This window comes from Bradyrhizobium nanningense (assembly GCF_004114535.1).
Lineage (GTDB): Bacteria > Pseudomonadota > Alphaproteobacteria > Rhizobiales > Xanthobacteraceae > Bradyrhizobium > Bradyrhizobium nanningense.
This window is the reverse complement of sequence record NZ_LBJC01000012.1, coordinates 22921-45098: the sequence shown is the minus strand read 5'-3', so window position 1 is coordinate 45098 and position 22178 is coordinate 22921. Positions and strand designations below refer to the sequence as shown.

The 22178-nt window shown below is 64.6% G+C and carries 20 protein-coding genes; 7 read left to right on the top strand and 13 right to left on the bottom strand.

What is annotated here, in order from left to right; all coding sequences use genetic code 11:
• Positions 1–7: 7 nt before the first annotated feature.
• From XH84_RS40610 to XH84_RS07275, 12 genes are all read right to left on the bottom strand, one after another.
• Entirely contained in the window at positions 8–2284 is a 2277-nt protein-coding gene (locus XH84_RS40610; RefSeq protein ID WP_245471646.1) for a VapE domain-containing protein, read from the bottom strand.
• Between the two features lie 8 nt (positions 2285–2292).
• Positions 2293–2853 carry a hypothetical protein gene (locus tag XH84_RS07325; RefSeq protein WP_128916148.1) on the bottom strand — a complete coding sequence of 187 codons (561 nt, stop codon included), beginning with the start codon at positions 2851–2853 and terminating at the stop codon, positions 2293–2295.
• Between the two features lie 2 nt (positions 2854–2855).
• Entirely contained in the window at positions 2856–3506 is a 651-nt protein-coding gene (locus tag XH84_RS07320) for a DNA methyltransferase (protein WP_164935824.1), read from the bottom strand.
• On the bottom strand, positions 3503–3730 hold the full coding sequence (locus XH84_RS07315; RefSeq protein ID WP_128916146.1) for a hypothetical protein: 228 nt from the start codon (positions 3728–3730) through the stop codon (positions 3503–3505). The genes XH84_RS07320 and XH84_RS07315 overlap by 4 nt, the downstream gene beginning before the upstream one ends.
• 130 nt (positions 3731–3860) lie before the next feature.
• Positions 3861–4331, bottom strand: coding sequence for a hypothetical protein (locus XH84_RS07310; RefSeq protein WP_128916145.1), 471 nt, complete (start codon positions 4329–4331; stop codon positions 3861–3863).
• A 2-nt stretch (positions 4332–4333) separates the two neighbouring features.
• Positions 4334–4942, bottom strand: a complete 609-nt coding sequence (locus tag XH84_RS07305) for a hypothetical protein (protein WP_128916144.1) — start codon at positions 4940–4942, stop codon at positions 4334–4336.
• A gap of 3 nt (positions 4943–4945) precedes the next feature.
• A complete protein-coding gene (locus XH84_RS07300) occupies positions 4946–5140 on the bottom strand; it encodes a hypothetical protein (protein WP_128916143.1) in 195 nt (64 codons plus the stop codon).
• Between the two features lie 11 nt (positions 5141–5151).
• A complete protein-coding gene (locus XH84_RS07295; RefSeq protein ID WP_128916142.1) occupies positions 5152–5820 on the bottom strand; it encodes a vWA domain-containing protein in 669 nt (222 codons plus the stop codon).
• Between the two features lie 161 nt (positions 5821–5981).
• Entirely contained in the window at positions 5982–6782 is an 801-nt protein-coding gene (locus XH84_RS07290; protein ID WP_128916141.1) for a hypothetical protein, read from the bottom strand.
• A gap of 42 nt (positions 6783–6824) precedes the next feature.
• On the bottom strand, positions 6825–7157 hold the full coding sequence (locus XH84_RS07285; protein WP_208757052.1) for a helix-turn-helix transcriptional regulator: 333 nt from the start codon (positions 7155–7157) through the stop codon (positions 6825–6827).
• Between the two features lie 312 nt (positions 7158–7469).
• Positions 7470–8060, bottom strand: coding sequence for a hypothetical protein (locus XH84_RS07280; protein ID WP_128916139.1), 591 nt, complete (start codon positions 8058–8060; stop codon positions 7470–7472).
• 106 nt (positions 8061–8166) lie between these two features.
• Positions 8167–9792 carry a tyrosine-type recombinase/integrase gene (locus XH84_RS07275; RefSeq protein WP_245471645.1) on the bottom strand — a complete coding sequence of 542 codons (1626 nt, stop codon included), beginning with the start codon at positions 9790–9792 and terminating at the stop codon, positions 8167–8169.
• 645 nt (positions 9793–10437) lie between these two features.
• On the opposite strand from XH84_RS07275, the gene XH84_RS07270 reads away from it, so the two are divergent.
• From XH84_RS07270 to XH84_RS07240, 7 genes are all read left to right on the top strand, one after another.
• Positions 10438–11913, top strand: a complete 1476-nt coding sequence (locus tag XH84_RS07270) for an efflux transporter outer membrane subunit (protein ID WP_245471644.1) — start codon at positions 10438–10440, stop codon at positions 11911–11913.
• A complete protein-coding gene (locus XH84_RS07265) occupies positions 11910–13139 on the top strand; it encodes an efflux RND transporter periplasmic adaptor subunit (protein ID WP_128916138.1) in 1230 nt (409 codons plus the stop codon). The genes XH84_RS07270 and XH84_RS07265 overlap by 4 nt, the downstream gene beginning before the upstream one ends.
• Before the next feature lies 1 nt (position 13140).
• Positions 13141–15102, top strand: a complete 1962-nt coding sequence (locus XH84_RS07260) for a MacB family efflux pump subunit (RefSeq protein ID WP_128916137.1) — start codon at positions 13141–13143, stop codon at positions 15100–15102.
• 88 nt (positions 15103–15190) lie between these two features.
• Positions 15191–15904 carry a response regulator gene (locus tag XH84_RS07255; protein WP_164935821.1) on the top strand — a complete coding sequence of 238 codons (714 nt, stop codon included), beginning with the start codon at positions 15191–15193 and terminating at the stop codon, positions 15902–15904.
• Positions 15901–17232, top strand: coding sequence for an ATP-binding protein (locus XH84_RS07250; protein WP_128916135.1), 1332 nt, complete (start codon positions 15901–15903; stop codon positions 17230–17232). Before XH84_RS07255 ends, XH84_RS07250 begins: the two co-directional genes overlap by 4 nt.
• 57 nt (positions 17233–17289) lie before the next feature.
• Positions 17290–18444, top strand: a complete 1155-nt coding sequence (locus tag XH84_RS07245) for an MFS transporter (RefSeq protein WP_128916134.1) — start codon at positions 17290–17292, stop codon at positions 18442–18444.
• A 157-nt stretch (positions 18445–18601) separates the two neighbouring features.
• Entirely contained in the window at positions 18602–21445 is a 2844-nt protein-coding gene (locus XH84_RS07240; RefSeq protein ID WP_128916133.1) for an ATP-binding protein, read from the top strand.
• A gap of 16 nt (positions 21446–21461) precedes the next feature.
• On the opposite strand, the gene msrA is transcribed toward XH84_RS07240, so the two are convergent.
• Complete coding sequence (msrA, locus tag XH84_RS07235; protein ID WP_128916132.1) at positions 21462–21977, bottom strand: peptide-methionine (S)-S-oxide reductase MsrA; 516 nt, start codon at positions 21975–21977, stop codon at positions 21462–21464.
• Between the last annotated feature and the right edge of the window lie 201 nt (positions 21978–22178).

Below are 22178 nucleotides of genomic sequence, written 5' to 3'. Positions count from 1 at the left end.
AGGTTGGTCACTTGATCCAAAAGCGACCATTTCCTTGTCGTGGCGCCCGCCTCCAGCCCATCCGCTCCAATATGGCGGCGATCCGACGACCATCGGCCGTTCCGATCCTGGCATCGGAAATGAAGCCGAGCCCGTACTTGGCGACCTGCGAGATCGTCACCTTCGGTGGCGTCGATGGAGTCACCAGGGTCGCGAGATAATCGGTGATCGGCGCCTCCCAGGTATCGACCTCGTAGCGCTCGTCCTGTTCCGGCTTGATGAACCTGGCCTCGAACGCCTTGTCCGGCCACCACTGCATGCCCTGGCGGAACAGCTGCACGGTCTCTGCCAGCAACTGGTCGCGGTCGCGGCGCAGCGCGTCCAGATCGATGCTGCCGGCTTTTACCGGCCAGAACCGCCGGCTGCCGGTCTCGTCGCGCAGATAGACCGACTTGTTGGTGGTGCCGATGAACACGCACTGCCGCGGCTCGACCGATTCTTTCCGCCCATAGGTCCGCCGGTAGCGCTCGGTCGCTCGCGAGATGAAGGACTTCAGCCTGGCGCTCTCTGCCCGGCTCATGGCATCCATTTCGCTGATTTCGATAATCCACTTGCCCCGTAGATGTTGGCTGACGTCCTTTCCGGCATCAATGTCCGGTAGATTGTCGGAAAACCACTCAGCGGCGAGGATTTTGCAGGCTGTCGATTTGGACTCGCCTTGTAGCCCCTCCAAGACCAGCATGTAATCGGCTTGACATCCTGGCTGATAGATCCGCGCCACAATCGCCACCAGAAACATCCGCCCGATCGCCTCCGTGTACTCGCTGGGTTGGACCCCGAGATACGTCGTCAGCCAATCTCCAACGCGCCCCTTGCCGTCCCACCGCAGGCGATTGAGATAGTCACGCACCGGGTGAAACCTCCGCTCGTGCGCCCGGTAATCAATCGCCTTGTGCACGACCTCCTGGCCCATCAGCGGCATACCATTGAGCTGAAACCACTCCTGGACCGCGGTGACATCGACGTCCTGCACCGGACGCGGCGTCGCCAGATCAGCCCGGTCGCCGATCTCCCGCACCATGACCTCGCCGCAGAACATTTCGTCGTAGGCCAGCAGGGATTTGATCGCCTCGTCGTTGCGCAGCGCGATCATGGCATTGGCCAGGTTAGCCAACAGCCGTCCCTTGTTGTCGCGCTGGCAATGCTTATGCCACCATGATCTCGTCGGCGCTGTCGCGCCAGACTGTTGATGTGACGACGGGCCGGTGCCGGCGCCAGCTCCGGCGCCTCCAGAGCCGGCTCCGCGTCCGCCGATCTGGGCATGCCACTTGTTGTACGAGCGGACCACTTCCTCCTGCAGCCGCCCGGCGTACTTCTGGGCGATGCCGTTGGGGTGCTTCGCCAGTGCCTCGGCGATCTGCTCGGCCGTCCAGCCCAGCCCTGCCAGATGCCACACCACCTTCTGGAACGCCTCGCTGCGCATACCGACCGGCGCGCCGTTCTCGATCAAATCCTGATAGTCGAATTCGCCAGCCTGGCCGCCAGCATCGTTGAGATCGTGTTCGTCCGGTTCGTCCTCCTCTCCATTATCACCGACTGTCTCAATCGCAATATGCACGCCGCCGGCGAACCCGCACTCTTGCGGCGTCGGCCGCTGTGCCTCGTCGGCAAAGCGGGCGAACAGCGCCGCGAACAACTCGTCGTATTCCGGCAGTTCTTTGGCTTCGGGGAGTCCGGGATAGTCGCTGGCGATCTGCTCCGCCGAGATAGTGATGTAGCGCGTGCAGTGACGATAGAACTCGACGGCGCAGTCCGTCGCCGTGTTGAGCTTGAACTGCCGGTGCAGCTCATTGTCGCGCGCGATGCCGATAATGCGGGCGCCGGTGCCCGAAACGGTCCACTCGATATAGCAGCCGGCATGGGCCGCCTCGGCGAACAACCGCTCGGCCCAGTCGAGGACCTCGCCGGTCGCCAAGTCACGGATGTGATCGAGATCGATGGCGCCGAGCTCGGAGTCCTTCAGCATATAGCCAATACCGTCGCACAGACCGGCCGCAAAAGTGGCGACCGACTCCTGGTAGCTGCCCCAGGTCGCCGGCTCGTTGACCCTCGCCTTGGTGTTGTAGAGCAGCGTCTGATACGGCACCTTCGTCCACCTCATCTCCCTGCTCTTGTCCGGCTTCAGTTTCCACTTCCAGGTCACCCAGCGCCGTTGCTGCGTCAGCGGCAGCAGCGCCGCCGGCATCTTTGTCAGGTCGCCATGGAAGGTGTGGGGTTTGGATGGCAGCGTCTGTTGTGTCGCCATATCGTCACTCACCAGTGAAAGCGCAGCGTCCTGCGATTGCACGGCCCGCCGAAGCGGATGAAGATGTCGAACAGCCATCGTCCCTGCGCTTCGCTCGGCTGCCGAAACATCATCCGGCCTGCCATGTCGTTGATGAATTCTTCTTCGCCCGCGTTCTTCGCGCGCTTGAGCCCCTGCGCGATCTGCCGCTGGCAGACTAGCGCGATCTCGTCCCAGCGTGGATAGCCGTCGCCGTCGTAGAACTCGGGCGGCGCCTGCGGCTGTCGGCTGATCTCCTCGCGCTCGCGCTCGCGCCCGCGCTTGAAGATTTTTGTGGCATCGGCATCGTCGTAGAATTTGGTCTCGAGCTGTCGCGCGATGTCGTAGTTCTCGGCTTGCTGCAGGCTGCGCAGCTTGCGGGCGGCCACCAGTGCTACGTTGCCGTTGTTGTCGTTGAGGTTGTTGTCGTCGAGGATCATCCGCAGGAACTTGCCGACACGCGTCGCCAGCGCGCACGGACGCAAGGCAGGATCTGGCGAGTCGGGATCGCATTGGCAGAGCTTCTCGGTGTTCGGGCACTCGTAAGCCATGGCTAAAATCCGGCACAGATATCCACGCCGACGAACTCGCGGCCCAGCTCGATTGCCGCATGCATCACGCCGAAGCTGCCCGCGGCTGGATCAACCACCAGATCGCCGGGATGCGTTGTCGCTGCGATCAATCGCTTGATTAGTCCGAGCGGTTTCGCATGCGGGTGGACTCCACGATCGACTTTCTCAATCCACCGATCCCGGATGCCGTGGTCCCGCCAGGTCGCCTTGGCGGCTTTGGGTTTTTTCTGCAGCACCAGGAGGTGGTCGCCGCAATACCGCGAGCGCCAACCGTTGCCGCCCGGCATGCGACCGTTGTCCCAGCTGATCAAGTCAACACGCTTCGGCTCTGTGATGCGCAGGTGAATGCCTTCACAGAGTCCGAACTTATCGATCCAGCGCATAAGGTAACCGCTTGGGGTAAGCACCCGTGCAATCTCGCAGCAGCAGGCGTCTATGTAATTGCTTGACATTGCCGGCAGCGTATGGCGGTCCTTCTGACGGCTCTTCCCCTCATTGCCATATGCGAGTTTATCCAGGCATTCTCGAAACTGCGGATCGAAGAACACCAGCGGCGTGCAGCCGTCCGGCAGCGAGCGCAGCAGCTCAAGCGCGTCGCCTTGTTGAATGATGTTGCGCCCGTACTGCTTCATCGACGCGTTTTTTCTGCTTGAGGCAGGATGCATGACTCAACGATTTCGTCGGTCCACCGATGGTCCCAGATCCCGTTGCAACGGGTCCAGACCAGGACCATCTCGCGATTGTCCTTCCGCTCACGAAATTCGTGCACCCAGCGCCGCGCGGCGATGTCGCGGATCAGTTCGTCCACATCGAGCTGGCACTGACAATTGCCGTTTGCGGGGTCGTAATCGCGCATCCTCTATTCCAGCCGAATATCGGTGCACTTCATGCCGAACTGACGCAATAGCCGCTTGAGGATCCACCGCAGCGACCGGATCGCATCGACCCCCGGCAGCGGCTGTAGCGTCAGCACAAAACTGTCGCGCTCAAAAAGGAATCGAGTCGACAACCTTCGTGTTGGCCTTGCGTAAGATCCCAGGCCCGTGCTCGCGCGCGACATCGGCCGCGCTGACCAACCGCCACGCCAGCAACAGGAAGTCGGTCATGGTGTCCTTTGACCAGGTCTCGAGCGGCTTGCTCCAGTCGATGCCCGCCTGGTCGGCGAGCAGCGGCAGGATCGATTTCACCGCGGCGACGTCCGCCGGCGACGGCTCGAAGCCGCCGAGCTCGACAGCGTTCTCCTGGTCCCACCCTTCCGCAATCGCTTGCTGGCACCTGGTCGCGATCCAACCGAACAGAGCGCCGGCGATGATGACGCCCCATTGCAGATCGCTAAGCCGCCCGACTGGCGTGTTCATCAGCGGACCGGAGCTCGTGGCGACCTTGCGGGCTTCGGCGACCGCCGTAGCGGTCGCTTTTGCCTGCCAGGCGTCTTCGTTCCTGGAGAGCTGGCCCATGATCAGTCCCTCGCCCAGGCCGGCTTCGCAATAGGAGGTGGAGTTGGCGCCACGGCGGCAGGTGCCTTAGCCGTAGCCGTAGCCGTAGCCGTAGCCGTAGCTGTAGCCGTGTGCACCTGTGCCGTGACCTTCCACTCCGTTCTTTCTGGCGTGATGACTTCCATGAGCGTGTTCTTCGCGTTGTAGCCGTTCTGCGCCGGCTTCACGCCGATCCGCGCCAGGAAGCGCATCCCAATGAAGTCGCCCCAGCCGTTCACCATCCGCGCCTTCTGTGCCGCCTCGGACTTGTCGTCCGGCCGGATGCCGCGCGCCGATTCCAGGATCGCCCTCAAGGTATTGCGGCTGATCTGCCCAGCCTGCTCATGGCCTGGCGTGGTTCCATGCAACGTGAAACGCTGATACAATTTTCGCTTAAAGTATGGGCTGTTCTCGTCGGCAACGACGAACTCGCAGTCGAGCCCGTCGCTGGCGTTGTCTGCAGCGTTCGAGAGATAATCATTGGCCGCATCACCTGAGCGGAAACCGAGCTGCAGGGGGGCGATGGTGTTCGCCGGGATCAGTTCGATCGAGCGCTGTTCGCCGGCGTCGTTCAGATCGTGTTCGTTAGACATGTCTTAGTTTCCTTTCTGTTTGTGAGCAGGATGTTGATGGCGTTTCAGCCAGCCCATTCCCCACCATTCGAGGACGCGCCACAGCTCGAGCCCGGCCTGATATTCCTCGTCACTGATGCCGAGACGGAGCTCGCGGATTTCTTCCGGCGTGTGGTTCTCGAGCAGCAAAGCTAATTCGACGCGATCGAAGATGATCATCGCCGCCTCCCTCATTTCTTGAGCTGCGTCAGCAAGAGCTTCGCGCTTTCGCTGTTCTGGTTAGCGAGCGCTTTGACGCCGCCGGCGGCAAATGCGGCGACCGCCTTCAAGAGATCGGCGAGGCGCTGGGATGCACCCTGATCAAACCTGCAGGATGCGCCATGGGTGATGTCGGCGATCTGGCCATAGATCTGGCCGACGTGTTCGTCATCGCCTTCCTGAAACAGGAAGACCGGGACATCATGAAGCTCGCGCGCGGCGTTATAGAGCTCGGAAGGAGATTCTTCGCAGGCGTCGCTGATCAAGATGACGGCGCCGACCTTCTTCCGGGCGCTTTCCTTCTTGGCGTGCGTCAGCACCTTGCCGATCTGCGTCTCACCGGCATGGCACGCTACCCCGCTCATTATGCTGGCGAGCGACTTGGCATCGCTGAGCCATTTTGAGGCCACGCACTCGCCATGGCCGCGATAGTAAACGAGTTGGATATCGAGACCGCCGATTGCAGCCGCGGAGTCGAACAGCTCTGCGGTGAGCTTCGATGCCATGTCCCAGGTCGGCTGCCGGCTTGCGGTAGCGTCTATCGCGAAGATGACCCGGGCGCGCGCCGGATCGATCTTGGCGAAAAGCGCATCGAGATGCGAACGCGTCGCAACGGTCGGCGCTGCCTTAACGGCAGGCATGCCGGCCACTTGCGGAGTCGCCACAAAACCAAAGTCAGGACCGCAGGCCCTGCCTAGGCCGAGATTGATAACATTCATATCTTTGCTCCAGGATTTGATTGAAGGGGACGAGGCCGCCGGCCGCCGCGATGAAAACCGGCGACATCAAGCTGCTCCCGGCGTTAGTGCCAGGAAGCGTTTCCGCGCCGCGACCGCGCATAGACGCGGTTGCCCGTTTCGGGATCGGTGGTTTCGACAGATTTGAATTGCAGGCGCGCAATCTTCTTTTTCGCCCTAGGCTCCAGCCGCATTTGGAGGGCGTCCCTGATCAGCTTCGCCTTGTAGACGCCGACTGTCTCCTCGGTTCTGGCTGCGATCGTATCGGGGTCCATCGGGATCATCTGCCGGAACGGATCGATCGCAGCGCTCAACCCTTTGACGTGGTCGATGAGAGCCTTCTGCTCCCCACCCGAGGAGCGCGTGAAGTGCTCGATCAGCGCCTCGGTCGGCTGCAGCGCAGGAGCCGCGGCTTCGCGCGCCGCACGCACGCCCACTAATTGGACAACGTTGTCGGGAGGCTTCACCTCTCCGGTGTTCGATTCCGCTACGGTAGCGGAATGTTTCTTGGCCTTCTGGCGCGCCCTGGTGCTGGCAACGCGTTGGCGCGTCTGTTCCCGAACTTGGCTTATCGTTCTCTTGCCGGTCGCGATCGCCATGAGTTCATAAGCACGCGATTGACTGACCGTCGGGAAATACTTCTTACGGAACGCGGCGAAGCCGCCGGCGTCGCAGAGTTCCTTCGCCTCGACGATCAGCGAGCCCGCCTCAAGACGGTATTCCTCAGCGCGTGCCTCGCATTCGGCGGCCTCATGGAAGCAATGTGCGATGAGGTCGCCAAGCTGAGTCAGTTCGGCTGGGCAATCGGTTTCGACCTGCTCAGCGGTGATCTTGACGTCGTTTGGATTGTTAGTGATACTCTGCATGTTTCTCACCTTTGGTCGGGTTGAGACGAAAAAAGCCCGGGTTCAGCCCTTCAACGAGGGGGTGACTCGGGCAATTTCTTTGAGCGAAGCGCGGCCTTTGCCGCCCCGAGCTTTCGGCTTCGCAAACGGATTGCTGCTGCTTTGGATGGCGCGTTGCCACGCTGCCAGCTGTTGTCCGAACCAGCGCTTGCACCCCGGGCTGACATAGTGCCCCTTCGGAAATGCGCCGGCCTTTTCAAGGCGATGGCGCGTCGTGCGCGACAATCCGGTGATTGTTTCGACCTCGCGATCGTCGAACATGAGATCCGGCGTGTCGGGCGCCGCGCTGGCGTGCTGAAGCAGCTTCTGGAGAAGCTCGCGGTCAGGAAGCGGCATCGCAGCCTCCATCCCGCAGGGACAGCCCCAGCGCGACGCAGCGACGAATTGCCTTTCGGCGTGGCGAGATATCGACCGTAGCTAGGGCGCCACGCTCGACTTCGCGACGAACCGTTTCGACGCAGCATCCGCGCAGGCGTGCCGCTTCCTCGTAGGAGATCAATGCCAACGCCCACCCCCAAAAGGCGGAGGCATCAGCAAACTCGGGAACACTGAGGTTCAATCTAGGGGAATTAAGCATTCTGCGGACATGTTAAGCCCGCACTATTTCCCGGGAAAAATCCCGTTTCGGGAAAACTCCCGCGGGAAGCGTTACCGCTTGTCGCGTTCTTCTTCCCTCTTCAGGAGCTCCTTCACGACTTCCGCTTTGTGCTCGCTGATGAGATTCGCGAGCCTCTTTTCCCCGGCGGTTATGCAGGCGGGACGACGCTCATACAGTCGACGGGCGTAGCCTGGCTCACCGTTACGCCATGATTGATCAGCGATCATCTGCTCGTAAACCCACTCCGCAGTACCTTCTCGGGGTTTCGGAGCCTGGTCTGACCCGGTTGCCACGCTAGCCGATGACGGCGGCAGGAGTGCGCGCACCTCGTCAGCATCGAGCTTAAAGGTATAGCCGGTGCTTTTCCAACCGATGCCGCCGGCAGGCAAGACATCGACCCGCGGCCGTCCGTCCGCGTCGGGTACGGTGACCATGACCAGCGACCTCATGATGAAGGACGGTGGCACCAGTTCGTCGTCGCACCAAAGCCGAACCCTCTTCCGGCGAATCCACTCGTTGAGGTCGGCGACGGCGTCATCAATCGAGCGGCTACCTTGCGACCGCACCAGCTCAAGCGCCTCGGTGGGCGAGATCGGTTCAGCTGGGAGAGATGTGCTATGATCGATGCGACCCTGCGCCATGGCTCCACTCCATTGGCGTTTGGTGAGGCCGGCCGGGTGCTGACAACACCGCGGCCGGCCGACATATGCTGGTCCAGTCGGACCGAAAAGACAATGGCGCGCTGGGTTACGCCGCGAAGGCGAAGGCCAGCTGCCCCGCCCCATCCGGTTCGCTGATGATCTCGCGCAGCCTGACGGCCAGAGCATCGAGCACCGGGCGCTTCGCCTCGCGATAGGTGGATTGATTATAGACGCCCGTTACCCGCGACACGTCGGTTCCGTCCCGATCCCGGGTCGTGTGGTGATCCAGGCACCTTCCGATAATGCCGTCGCCGAAGCCGGCGTTGCCGAGCAGCGTCGCGGCCGTCCGGCGCAGGTCGTGCGGCGTGAACGGCTTGAGGCCGAGCAGCGCGCAGAGGCCGGGTGTCTTCTTCGTGCCGCGCAGCGCTTCCGCCATGCCCTTACGCGCCAGTGGCGCCTCCGCACCGAAACGGCCGAAGAAGACGAACTCGCGCTGGTTCGACTTCTTCATCGCCTCACGCAGGATGTCGAGCGCAAGGCTGTTCAGCGGCTGTTCGATGATGCGCCGTTTTTTCACGCGCACGACCGGCACCCTGATGAAGGCCTTACCGTCAAGGTCGTGGAGCTCGTCGTGGTGTATGGCAAGAAACTCCCAGCTCCGCAGCATGGTTGCCAGCCCGAACTTGATGGCGAGACATGTCATGCGATCCCATGGCAGGTCGTCGCGCTCGAGGCCCTGCCACAGAATGCGAATCTCCTCCGGTGTCAGCGCGCGCGTGCGCGGATGCTCAGCCGGCAGCGACGGCAGGTCTACCATGGGCTGGCACGTCTTAATCACATAGCCGCGGCCGGCTTCGCGAGCCCATCTGTAGAGCCCGCTCAGGGCGGTGCGCATGTGGCGGGCGCTCGAGACGGATGGCTTGCCGTTGTACTTGCCAGACATCATGTCGCACGCCAACGTCGCCACGTCGTCATTGGTGAGATCGCTTGCGGTCATCCTGCCGAAGCGCGGCGACACCAGATTGCGGAAGTAACCCTCGATGATCTTGTGGGACTCGATTCGGGCGCGCATCTTGCCGTCCTTTTTCTTCACCGGCTCGCGAATGTAATCAAGATACTCGATGGCCAGATCGTCGACGGTGCGGCCCTGCTTGGTCTTCACCCTCTTGTCACGCCGGGCCGTCGCGAAGACGTTCTCACCCGCGTCGATGCGGGCCATCAAGGCGTAATAGGCGCTGCGGGCGTGATCGACGTTGAAGGTCTCCGCATCGAAGCAGCCGAGCCAGTACGGCCGTTTCTGCCTAGTGCCCTTGACGCGGACCAGCGCGGAGAAGGTATTCGGCCCGGTCGTGGTGCGGCGGACGTAGAGCCCATCGCACTTCGCGTCGTAGGCCTTGGGCTTGCCGCTCTTCGATGCGCAGTCTCGATTGGTGAGGACCTTGCGCCTGGCGCGCCCACGGGCATCAGTGGCGTCGGCGGCAGGTATGGTGGTAGTCTCAAACATGATTTCGGCTCCTGAAGGGTTGGAATCATCAGGCCTGGCCGTCGGTCTTCTCGTCCGTGGTAGGGGTGAGGATCGTAGGCCGGGCCTAGATATTGGCGATTTCGCCGAACCGTCCGCTGCAGCGTAGGCGCAGAAGCGCCTGATCTGCAGTGGTTTGTTGGTTTCAGTTGGTTTCGCCTGATGCCTCAAATAGGACCACACGGTTTTGCCGTACGCACGGCCCGCCATGTCGCCGCAGTTTTTCCAGCCCTGTCGACGAAGCCGGAAACTTGCAAGACGAGACGAAGCCTAGCAGCGCCGTTCGTCCGCACGCGGGTTCGAGCTCACAGGGACTACCCGCCCTGCCCGTCCCTCTCGTGCCGACGCTGCCGCGTCCACCGCAAGCCCGGCTCGCGAACGTGACGACACATGATCGCCCCTCTTGGTGAACCGGGATGGTCGACACATACGCTAAAACCGAATTTCGGTAAAGTGGAATCTTTTTGTACAGGTGGGTTGACAGCGGAGCGGCACAGCAAGGTGCTGTAGCCCGGATGAGCACAGCGACATCCGGGACAGCGCGAGATGTCGAGCGAGCGCCCCCGGATGTCGCTGCGCTCATCCGGGCTACGGGCTACCAAGCATCTGCTCTTCGGCCGCGCCGAGACGTCCGGCAACACCTGTTTACATTCAGCAACATTCCGGCTGCCGAAAGGCCACGATCGGCCGGCTAGTGGCGGTCGCCTCACCCTTCCCCAGAGGACCAGCGAATCTCCCCCGGACCGAGGTCCATGGATTTCAGCCGATTTGATGCCGCCCTACGTGTTCGTCGCAAGTCCCCTGCCATCTGCCAAGGAGGCTCATCGTCCAAAGCCCGCGCCGTTGCGCAGCCCCATGTCGCGCGCCGGATGGGCCTGCGCCGCGCTGATGCTGGGCAGCGCCTTGGCTGGCTGCGCGGTCGGCCCGGATTATGCCGGCCCGCCCAGGCTCGCCTTGCCCTCGCACTGGAGCACCAGCACCGCCCCGCATCGGGACGCCGGCAGGCTTGATCGCTGGTGGCTGCGCTTGCGCGATCCCCTGCTCAACCGACTGATCGAAGAGGCCGTCGAAGCCAATCCCGACGTCGCGAAGGCAAAAGCCGTCGTGCGCGAGGCGCGCGCCACGCTGCAACAGACGGCGGCAGGTCTGTTTCCGTCAGTGAGCGGCACGGCCTCGGTGACGAACAACAAGACCAGCGCCGGCTCCTCGTCCGTCCTCGTCGACAGCGCGCCCTACTCGCTTCACCAGGCCAGCTTCGATTCGAGCTGGGAGCTCGACCTGTTCGGCGGCACGCAGCGGGGCATCGAGGCGGCGCTGCGCAGCACGCAATCCGCCGAGGAGGATCTGCGCAACAGCCTCGTCACGCTGATCGGCGACGTCGCCGCCTATTACGTGGAGGCGCGCGGCTATCAGGCGCGGATCGCGCTGGCGCAGCGGACCGCGGTCTCGCAGCGCGACACCGAAAAGCTCACCCGCAGCAAATACGAAGCCGGCAGCGGCAACGCGGTCGATCTCGCCAAAGCCACTGCGCAAGCCGCGAGCACGGAAGCCAACGTTCCGACCTATCAGGCGGCGCTCGCGGCCGACATTCACCGGCTCGCAATCCTGCTCGGGCGGCCGCCCGACGGCGTCGCCTCGTTGCTAGCACGGTCCGCGCCCGTGCCGGCGCCGCGCATGCCCCTGCCCACGGGACTGCCCGCCGATCTCCTGATGAGCCGCCCCGATGTTGCAAGTGCCGAGCGCAAGCTGGCGCAGGCGACCGCCAAGATCGGCCAAGCGGAGGCCGACCGCTATCCGGCGGTGTCATTGACCGGTTCGGTCGGCACCTCCGCGATACGTGCCGGCGATCTCGCCAAATATTCGAGCCTGAGCTGGTCGGTGGGGCCCTCGATCACCGTGCCGGTGTTCGACGCGGGCAAGCGCCTGGCCACCGTCAGGATTGTGGAGGCGCAACGCGACCAGGCGTTCGCCACATTCCATTCGACCCTGCTCACCGCACTCGAAGACGTCGAGAACGCCCTGGTCTCGCTCTCGCGCGAACGCGTGCGTGCCACCAAGCTGTCGGAAGCGACCAAGAACTACCGCGAAGCCGCGCGGCTGTCGCGCTCGCTGTTCAAGACCGGCAGCGCCAGCTTCATCGACGTCCTGGACGCCGAACGTTCGCTTTATTCCGCCGAGGATTCGCTGATCCAGAGCAAGGTGTCGGCGGCCAAGGATTACGTTGCGCTGGCAAAGGCGCTCGGCGGCGGCTGGTCCGATCCGGTCGACGTGTCGAGGCCGATCATCGTGGACACCAACACGGGACCTCACTTGCGAGAGGCGCAGAAGTGACCGAGATCATCACCGCCAAACGCCTGAAGATCGCCGCGGCGATTATTGCCGTCGTGGCCACCGGCGTGGTCGCGGCCACGCGCTTTCCGGGAACGTCGAGCAAGGCGCAGTCCTACATCACGGCGCCGGTCGCCGTCAGCGATCTGCGCGAGGAGGTGCTCGCAAGCGGCACGCTGAAACCGGCCCGACTGACCGCGGTCGGCGCACAGGTGTCGGGCCGGATCACCGCCCTCAACGTCCGCGTCGGCGATGCGGTCAAGGCCGGCGACGTCATCGCCCAGATCGACCCCGTCACCAAGCAGAACGATCTGCGCAACTCCGAGGCGTCGCTGAAGAACTACCGTGCGCAGAAAGTCGAGAAGGAGGCCACCCTGGTTCTGGCCGAGGCGAACCTCGCGCGCCAGCAGGCGACATTGGCGCAACGCGCCACCTCGCGCAGCGATTTCGACAGCGCGGATGCGACCGTGCGGCAGACCCGCGCCCAGATCGCCGCCCTCGAAGCCTTGATCGCGGGGGCGGAAGCCAGCGTCGAGACCGCGCGCGTGAACCTCGATTATACCCGCATTACCGCGCCGATCGACGGCACGGTGCTTGCCACCGTGGTGCAGGAAGGGCAGACGGTCAACGCGGTCCAGTCCGCGCCGACCATCGTCGTGCTCGGCCAACTCGAGACCATGACGGTACGGGCGGAGATCTCCGAGGCCGACATCGTCAAGGTCAAGCCGGGGCAATCGCTCTACTTCACCATCCTCGGCGACCAGGACCATCGCTATGAAGCCCGGCTGGAACAGATCGAGCCGGCACCCGAGTCGATCAAGAGCGACGCCAGCTTCTCCTCGACCACCACCAGCTCGACGTCGAGCACGAGTTCGTCGAGCTCGACCAGCACGGCGATCTATTACATCGGCGTCTTCAACGTCCCGAACAAGCAGCTTTCGCTACGAACCTACATGACCGCCGAGGTTCACATCGTCACTGGCGAAGCGAAACGCGTGAAGGTGGTTCCCGCCCTCGCCGTCCTGCGCAAATCGGATGGCCGCAGCACCGTCCGCATCCTCGACGCGTCGGGTGACGTGCGCGAGCGCGAGGTCAAGACCGGGCTCAATGACCGCACTACAGTCGAGATCAGGTCCGGCCTTGACGAGGGCGAGCGGGTCGTCACTGTAGAGGCCAACGAGCAGACCGCATCGCGCGGCATGCCAGGTGGGCCGCCCGGAGGTCCCTGACATGGTCGATCCGATCATCGCACTCGAAAACGTTCGGCGGGAGTTCGCGGCCGGCGACGTCAGCGTGATCGCGCTCGACGATGTCTCGCTGAGCATCCAGCCCGGCGAGATGGTGGCGATCATCGGCTCGTCCGGATCGGGCAAATCGACGCTGCTCAATGTCCTCGGGTGTCTCGACCGCCCGACATCCGGCGCCTATCGCGTCGCCAGCCAGAACGTCTCCGAGCTCGATGCTGATGCGCTGGCAGCGCTGCGCCGCGAGCATTTCGGTTTCATCTTCCAGCGCTATCATCTGCTCGGCGACCTCTCGGCCGGCGAGAATGTCGAGATCCCCGCGATCTATGCCGGGATGAAGGCCCGCGATCGCCGCGCGCGCGCCGAGCAGTTGCTCGCAAGACTCGGCGTCAACGAGCGGCGCGGCCATCGCCCGAACCAGCTTTCGGGCGGCCAGCAGCAACGTGTCTCGATCGCACGTGCGCTGATCAACGGCGCCGAGGTCATCCTCGCGGACGAGCCCACCGGCGCGCTCGACCGGCGCAGCGGCGAGGAGGTCCTGAAGATCCTGAAGGAGTTGCACCGCGAGGGGCGGACGATCATCATCGTCACCCACGATGCCGACGTCGCCGCACGGGCCGAGCGCATCATCGAGCTGCGGGACGGTAACATCGTCTCCGATCGCCGCACCGGGACGACGGACGCTCCGGAGCCGCCTGTCGCCGTATCCCGGAAGCCGTGGGACGACGTCCCCGGCTGGTCCGGCGCCTTGCGGCACCTGCGCGAGGCCTCGCGGATGGCGCTGGTGGCGATGGCCGCGCACCGGCTGCGCGCCTTCCTCACCATGCTCGGCATCATCATCGGCATCGCTGCGGTGTCGTCCGTGGTGGCGCTCGGCAACGCGTCCCAGCGCAAGGTGCTGTCCGACATTTCGAGCCTCGGCACCAACACGATCGAGGTGTTTCCAGGCAAGGATTTCGGCGACGCGCGGGCGAGCAAGATCAAGACGCTGGTGCTGGACGACGCCCGCGCGCTCGACCGGCAGGCCTTCATTGCAGGGGTCACCCCGACGGTTTCGACCAGCACGACGGTGCGATATCGCGGCAACGAGTCCAACGTGCTGGTGAACGGCGTCGGTCAGAGCTATTTCCAGGTCAAGGGTGCCAAGCTCGCGAAGGGCCGCCTGTTCGACACCGACACGATCCGCAACATCGAGCGGCAGGCCGTCATCGACGACAATACCCGCAAGACGTTCTTCGCCGACGACCAGACCTCCGGGATCGGGCGCGTGATCTGGCTCGGCAAGGTGCCGTGCCGCATCGTCGGCGTGATCGCCCAGCAGCAGGGCGGCTTCGGCTCGAACCAGAACCTGTCGGTCTACCTGCCTTACACCACCGTGCAGGCCCAGTTCACGGGCGATCGTTCGCTGCGCAGTATCCTGCTGCGGATCAGCGACGATGTCTCGACCAATCTGGCGCAGGACGCGGTGACGACGTTGCTGACGCAGCGGCACAACACCAGGGATTTCGTTATCCTCAACACCGACGACATCCGCCGCACCATCACCAGCACGACGCAGACGCTGGCATTCCTGGTGGCGGCGATCGCGGTGATCTCGCTGGTCGTCGGCGGTATTGGCGTCATGAACATCATGCTGGTCTCCGTGTCGGAACGGATCAGCGAGATCGGCGTGCGCATGGCGGTTGGTGCCAGACGCAGCGACATCCTCCAGCAGTTCCTGGTGGAGGCGACCCTGATTTCGTCCATCGGCGGCATCGCCGGCATTCTTGTCGCGGTGCTGCTCGGCTTCGCCATCAACCTGGCCGTGCCGGGGTTCGAGGTCAGCTATTCGACGTTCTCGATCGGGGCTGCGTTCGTGACCTCGACCGGGATCGGGGTCGCCTTCGGCTTCTTCCCCGCCCGCCGCGCCGCGTTCCTCGACCCCGTGGTGGCGCTGAGCCGCGACTGACCCTAGGATTGCCATGACCATCGTGCTTCGGACGGGAAATTCGTCCGCAAATCGACCAACGATCGGCGCCCCCGATGCGATTTCAATCATGACCAACGGCAGCCCGAATGTCCTGATCGTCGAGGACGACAAGCCGACCCGCGAACTCATCTCGCGTTATCTGCACGATCACAACTTCTCGGTCGACGCGGTCGCGAACGGCAAGGAGATGGACCGCCATCTCTCCCGCGAACGGGTCGACCTGATCGTCCTCGACCTGATGCTGCCGGGGGAGGACGGCCTCAGCCTCTGCCGCCGCCTGCGGATGGACGCCACGACACCAGTCATCATCCTCACCGCGAAGGGCGAGGATCTCGACCGGATCCTCGGTCTCGAGATGGGCGCCGACGACTATCTGGCAAAGCCGTTCAACCCGCGCGAGCTTCTCGCCAGGATCAATGCGGTGCTGCGCCGGCGATCGAGCGGCCTCGCCGCCGGCTCCGCCCCTGCGCGTCTCAAATTCCAGGGCTGGACCATCGACCTCCGCTTGCGCGAGTTGCGCGACCCGCAGGGCGCGCAGGTGCCGCTGACCAGTGCCGAGTTCGATCTGCTGCAGGCCTTCTGCGAGCGGGCAGGACGCGTTCTCGCCCGCGACAACCTGCTGAGCATGACGCGCGGTCGTCCCGGCGGAGGCTTTGGCCGCAGCATCGACGTGCTGGTCAGCCGGCTGCGCCGCAAGCTCGACCGGACGGAAGGCACTTCCGTGATCAAGACCGTCCGCATCGGCGGTTACGTCTTCACGCCGGTGGTGGAGGAAGCATGAGCCGCGCCGCCGATATCGTCGCGCTGTTCAGCTTCAGGCGGATCAGCGGCCAGATCGCCGCCTTGATCCTGGGATCGCTGATCCTGATCCATGTCCTGATTGCCGGGTATTTTCTCCTCAACCACCCAAAGCTGCTGGCGGACACGCCGCTGGAGCAGCTCGAACTGATCGTGCGGATCGTCGCCAACACGCCGAAAGCCGAGCGCGCGCTGGTCCTCGACAGCGTCAGCCGAACCTTTCCAGCGCTCAAGCTCCAATTGCGAGGAGGCGGCTCGGCCTCCCCCACGCCGCAGTCGATGCGAACATCCCTGACCATCCCTTCCGCGCTCGGGGTCAGGGCCGAGCTCGTTCGCGGCAGCGGCGCGGGCGACGAGCGCGTCTGGTTCTACCTTCCGGGCGACGAGGTGCTCGAAGCCAGGATCGGATCGCCCAAGATGCCGGCCTTCGTCAGCGGCCTCTGGACCTCGACGCTGCTGTTCCTCGTGGCGAGCCTGACGCTGCTCGGCGTCTGGGCCGGCCGCGCGCTCTCCTCGCCCTTGTCGGCCTTCGCGCGCGCGGCGGAGGACTTCAGCCTGAGCCGGTCCTCCGCGCCGCTGCCCGAGAACGGACCGGAGGAGATCAGGTCCGCGGCGAGAGCGCTCAACCGGATGCGCGATCGCATCACCACGCTGATGAACGACAGAACCCGCATGCTGGCGGCCATCAGCCATGATCTGCGCACGCCGATCACGCGTCTGCGGCTGCGTTCGGAATATATCGAGGATCCGGCACAACGCACGCAGACCGTGCGCGACCTCGACCAGATGCAGTCGATGCTGGAATCGGTGCTGTCGTTCCTGCGCAGCGAAAGCCCGGTCAAGCCGACGCTGGTGGACGTCGCGGCGCTGCTGCAAATGGTTTGCGAGCAGTTTTCGGATTCAGGATTTGCCGTGACCTATTCCGGCCCCGACAGGGCCGCCTTCATCCTGCGGCCCGACGAAATCACCCGCGCGGTCACCAACCTCGTCGAGAACGCAACGCGCTTCGGAACCCAAATCGACGTCGCGCTGCTGACGGTCGAGGACCGGCTCGTCATCGACGTCTCCGACGACGGGCCCGGCATTCCCGACGAAAGCAAGGCGGCGATGCTGGAGCCCTTTGTGCGTGGCGAGGAAGCCCGCACCATGGACGAGATGGCCGGATTTGGTCTCGGCCTCTCGATCGCGCAGGCGATCGTGATCGCGCATGACGGAACGCTCGAGCTGCTCGACAATGCGCCAAAGGGCCTGCGCGTCCGCTTGCGGCTTGCGCGGGCTGCCCGCGACAATGCAGAATCGCCTCGGACATAAAGCTGCGGCATTTGTCGGGCTTGTCGGCCGTCCTGCCCTGCTTCCCCCGGAGATTCAATGTCTTCTGCCGACCGGCCCTCGACCCGCCTTGCGACCCGGCTTGCCTTCCTCGTCGCGGGCTTCGGCATCGCGTGCTGGGCGCCGCTGGTGCCGTTCGCGAAGGCGCGGCTCGGCGTCGATGACGGCGTGCTCGGACTGCTCCTGCTCAGCCTCGGTATCGGCTCCGTCGTCGCGATGCTGCTGACGGGAATCGTGAGCGCGCGCTACGGCAGCAGGCCGATCATCCTAGCGGGCGGGTTCGGTCTGGCGCTGGTCCTGCCCCTGCTCGCGATCGCAAGCTCGCCCGCAACGCTGGCGCTGGCGCTGTTCGCATTCGGCGCGGCGCTTGGCTCGATCGACGTCGCCATGAACATCCATGCCGTGGAGGTGGAGCGCGCCGCGAGACGCCCGCTGATGTCCGGCTTCCACGCGCTGTTCAGCATCGGGGGCTTTGCCGGATCCGCGCTGATGACGGCGCTGCTCTCGCTGCAATTCGGCACGCTCGCCTGCACGCTGATCTGCTCTGCCCTGATGCTGATCGCGATGCTCGTGACCTGGCCGCGCCTGCTCCGCAACGTGCAGGCGCAGGACGGTCCGCTGTTCGTGCTGCCGCACGGATCGGTGCTGCTGCTCGCCCTGCTCGGCGCCATCACCTTCCTGGTCGAGGGCGCGATGCTCGATTGGGGCGCGCTGCTCGTGATCGGCGCGGGTCTCGTCACCGAGGCGCAGGGCGGAGCCGGCTACATCGTGTTCTCGATCGCGATGACCGCGGGCCGGCTCGGCGGCGACGCCGTCGTTGCGCGCATCGGGGACCGCGCGACATTGCTGTGGGGCAGCCTAATTGCGATCGCGGGTTTTGCGGTCCTGCTCACGGCGCCGGTTGCGGCAGTCGCCATCGCCGGATTCCTGCTGATCGGGCTCGGCGCGTCCAACCTCGTGCCGGTGCTTTTCCGCCGGGCGGCCCGGCAAACAATGATGCCGACGGGCCTCGCGGTCGCGGCGATCACGACCGCAGGCTATGCAGGAATCCTGATTGGCCCTGCCGGCGTCGGCTTTGTCGCACGTCTTGCCGGATTGCCGATGGCGTTCTGGCTGCTCGCTGCGCTGATGGGCCTCGTCACGCTGTCGGCGCGCATCGTCACAAGGAAGGCGCCTCAGACCATGGCGACCTAACCCTTTCCGTCTCAAGGGGTATTTCTTTGGCCGCAGCCGGCCCAAGCCATCCAGGCAGGTCTGTCAGCCATGCGGCTTTCGGCCAGTTTACCGGACGCCTCGTTCTGCTAGACCAGAATAAAATACCTTTTGACTCCCGTCGCGGGGGCAATGGCACGTGCCAGCTCACAACACTCAAGACTCGGTCATTTCATTCGGGCCATTTCGGCTGTTTCCAAAGTCCCGGCTCCTGGAGAAGGAGGGGGAGCCGCTTCATGTCGGCGGCCGCGCGCTCGATATTCTCATCCTGCTTGCCGGGCGCGCCGGGGAAGTCGTCGACAAGCGAGAGCTGGTCAAGCGCATCTGGGCCGACGTGAATGTCGACGAGGGCAGCCTGCGCTTTCATGTCGCAGCGTTGCGCAAGGTGCTCGGCGATACCGGCAAGTCGGCCCGCTATGTCCTCAACGTGCCGGGCCGTGGCTATTGCTTCGTCGCCCCGTTCGCTCAAGCGGCGCCGCAGGTCGCGCCAGCCTCCGTCGAAATCGCCCCTCCCCGCTCTTTGCCCGCTCTGCTCGCGAAGATGATCGGACGCGAGGAGATCGTCGAGAAGATCTCGCACGGCCTGACGCTCCATCGCTTCATGACCGTGGTCGGCCCGGGCGGCATCGGCAAGACCGCCGTCGCCGTCACGGTCGGGCATCGCCGCTCGGCGGATTTCGGCGGCCGCGTCTTCTTCGTCGATTTCGGTCCGCTACGCGACGCCGGCCATGTCACGACCACCATCGCCTCCGTCCTCGGACTGACCGTCAGCTCGGAGGATCCGACCCCGGCGTTCCTGACATTTCTGAAGACCGGACCGGCCCTGCTGATCTTCGACAGTTGCGAGCATGTGCTGGACACGCTGGCTCCGATCGTGGAGCGCCTCGTTCGCGAGGCACCGCAGCTTCGTGTTCTCGCAACCAGCCGCGAGTCGTTCCGCAGCGAAGGCGAACGGATTTTCCGGCTGTTTCCGCTGGATTGTCCGCCCGAGCGCGAGGACCTCGACGTCGCCGAGGTCCTCGCCTATCCCGCCGCCCAGCTCTTCGTCGAGCGCATCGCGCAGAGCTCCGGACCGTTCCAGCTCAGCGCCGAAGAGGCACCACTCGTCGCCAACATCTGCCGGCGCCTCGACGGCATTGCGCTGGCGATCGAGCTCGCGGCGGGCCGTGTCAATGCCTATGGCATCGCCGGCACGGCCTCCCTGCTCGACAGCCGCTTTTCGCTGCAATGGCGCGGGCGGCGCACGGCCGTTCCGCGGCACCAGACGCTCGCCGCCGCCCTCGACTGGAGCTACGACCTGCTGCCTCCGGCGGAAAGCGCCACCTTGCGACGATTGTCGGTGTTCGCCGGGCCGTTCGCGCCCGAGGCCGCCGCCGCGGTCGCGTCCGGCGACGGTCTTGGCACCTCGGAGACGCTGGCGGCGATCGACAGCCTGGTCGCCAAATCGCTGATCTCGCCATCCGGTTCGCGGACGCTGCGCTATCGCCTGCTCGACACCACGCGCACCTACGCACTCGGCAAGCTGCGTGAGCTCGGTGAAGTCGGGCAGTTCGCGCGGCGCCATGCCGAGCATTTTCGCGACTTCTTCGAGCGCGCGGGGGCCGACAATTCGACGCCGCTTCCCGAATGGCTGAGCACCTATGGTGGCGAGCTGGACAATGTGCGCGCAGCGCTGGACTGGGCCTTCACGCCCGACGGCGATGCGAGGCTCGGCATCGCGCTGACGGCGACTGCGGTGACGCTGTGGGTGCGTCTTTCGCTGTTCGCCGAATGCCGCGAGCGCTGTAAAGCGGCGCTGGCGGCACTCGGAGACGACCGCGACGACGACCGCATCCGCATGCAGTTGCTCTCGGCACTCGGCTGGTCGCTGATGTATGGCGAGGGCCGCGCGCGCGAGGCGCGCCCGATCCTCGAGACGACGCTCGAGCTCGCCGAGAGCCTCGACGACAAGGATTTCCGGCTGCGCGCGCTCTGGGGCTTGTGCATCGACCAGTTCAACAACGGGCAATTCGGCAAGGCCCGCGCGCTCGCCGACCGTTTTGCCAACGCCGCGGCGAATTCATCGGATCAGACCGATCTCATGCTGGGCGACCGGTTGATGGCCGTCGCGCTGCATTATCTGGGGGACCAGAACGAGGCGCGCCAGCGGATCGACCGGGTGAACGCCTCGCTGCATGTGTTGGTCGAGAAGCCCAAAATCTTCCCGCTCGATCTCAGGATATCGACGCAATATTTCCGGGCCCGGATCCAGTGGCTGCAGGGCTTCGCCGATCAGGCCCAGGCGCTCGCCGCCAACAACATCGAGGAAGGCCGTGCCAACGGCCATGCGCTGACATTCTGCAGCGTGCTGGGACAGGCCGCCTGCCCGATCGCATTCTGGTCCGGCGATTTCGATGCCGCCGAGCGCCACGGCACCGAGCTGCTCGAGCACACCGAACGCCATGCGATCCGGCTGTGGGGCCTCTGGGCACGGGCCTTCAACGCCGCAGTCATGGCCAGGCGCGGCGACGTCGCGACGGGCCTGCCGTTGCTGCGCGAAGAGCTCAATCGCGCCGGCGACGCGCGCTTCCTGCCGCGCTTTCTCCCGCTGCTCGGCGAGCTCGCCGCGTGCTTCCTGGAGGCCGGCCAGGTGGACCGTGGCCTCGACGTGATCGAGGACGCCCTCGCCCGCTGCAACGACCGGCAGGAGCTCTGGTATCTGCCGGAGCTGATCCGCATCAAGGGAGAATTGATGCTCAGAAGCGCGCTGCATTCGGGGGACGCCGAGGCGCGCTTTCGCGAGGCGATCGACATTGCCGTCCGGCAGGGCGCCCGCTTCTGGCAGCTGCGCTGTGCAACTAGTCTCGCGCGGCTCTTGATCGGCGCAGGCCAGCGCGCGGACGCCCTGGCGGTTCTGAAGGATGCCACCGGATCCTTCGCCGAAGGATCCGATATCTCCGATATGCGCATGGCCCGCGAGCTGATAGCGCAATTGCGCGGCTGACAGGCCGCGACCCGATCTACCCTCCCACCGCGGCCGCGCGGCTCGGCAGCTTCCAGCCGGGCCGGATGAAGTGGCAGGTGTAGCCGTCCGGATAGCGTTCGAGATAGTCCTGATGCTCAGGCTCGGCCTCCCAGAATTCGCGAGCGGGGGCGAGCTCCGTCACCACCTTGCCCGGCCAAAGGCCCGACGCCTCGACGTCGGCGATGGTGTCTTCGGCAATCCGCTTCTGCTCTTCGCTGGTATAGAAGATCGCGGAGCGATAGCTCGTGCCGAGATCATTGCCCTGGCGATTGAGCGTGGTGGGATCGTGGATCTGGAAGAAGAACTCCAGCATGGTCCGGAAGCTGGTCCTTGCGGGATCGAGCATGATATCGATCGCCTCGGCGTGTCCTTCGTGATTGCGATAGGTCGCGTTCTTGACGTGCCCTCCGGTGTAGCCGACGCGGGTGGAGATCACGCCCGGCTGCTTGCGGATCAGATCCTGCATGCCCCAGAAGCAGCCCCCGGCCAAAACTGCGCGCTCTGTCGTCATCTGATGTGCTCCCAGTTCATTAAGCGGCCCGCCCTCAACCTGCCGCTCGCGATCACAGGGCGGGAGCTCGGTATTGTCATTGATGTCCGCTCGCTACCAAAGCCCGGACGGCCTCAGTGTTCCCGATCTCGACCGGATCGGCAACGCGCGAGGCCGGCAGCCGGATCAATTCTGCGTCGGCTGTGCCAGTTTCGCAAATCG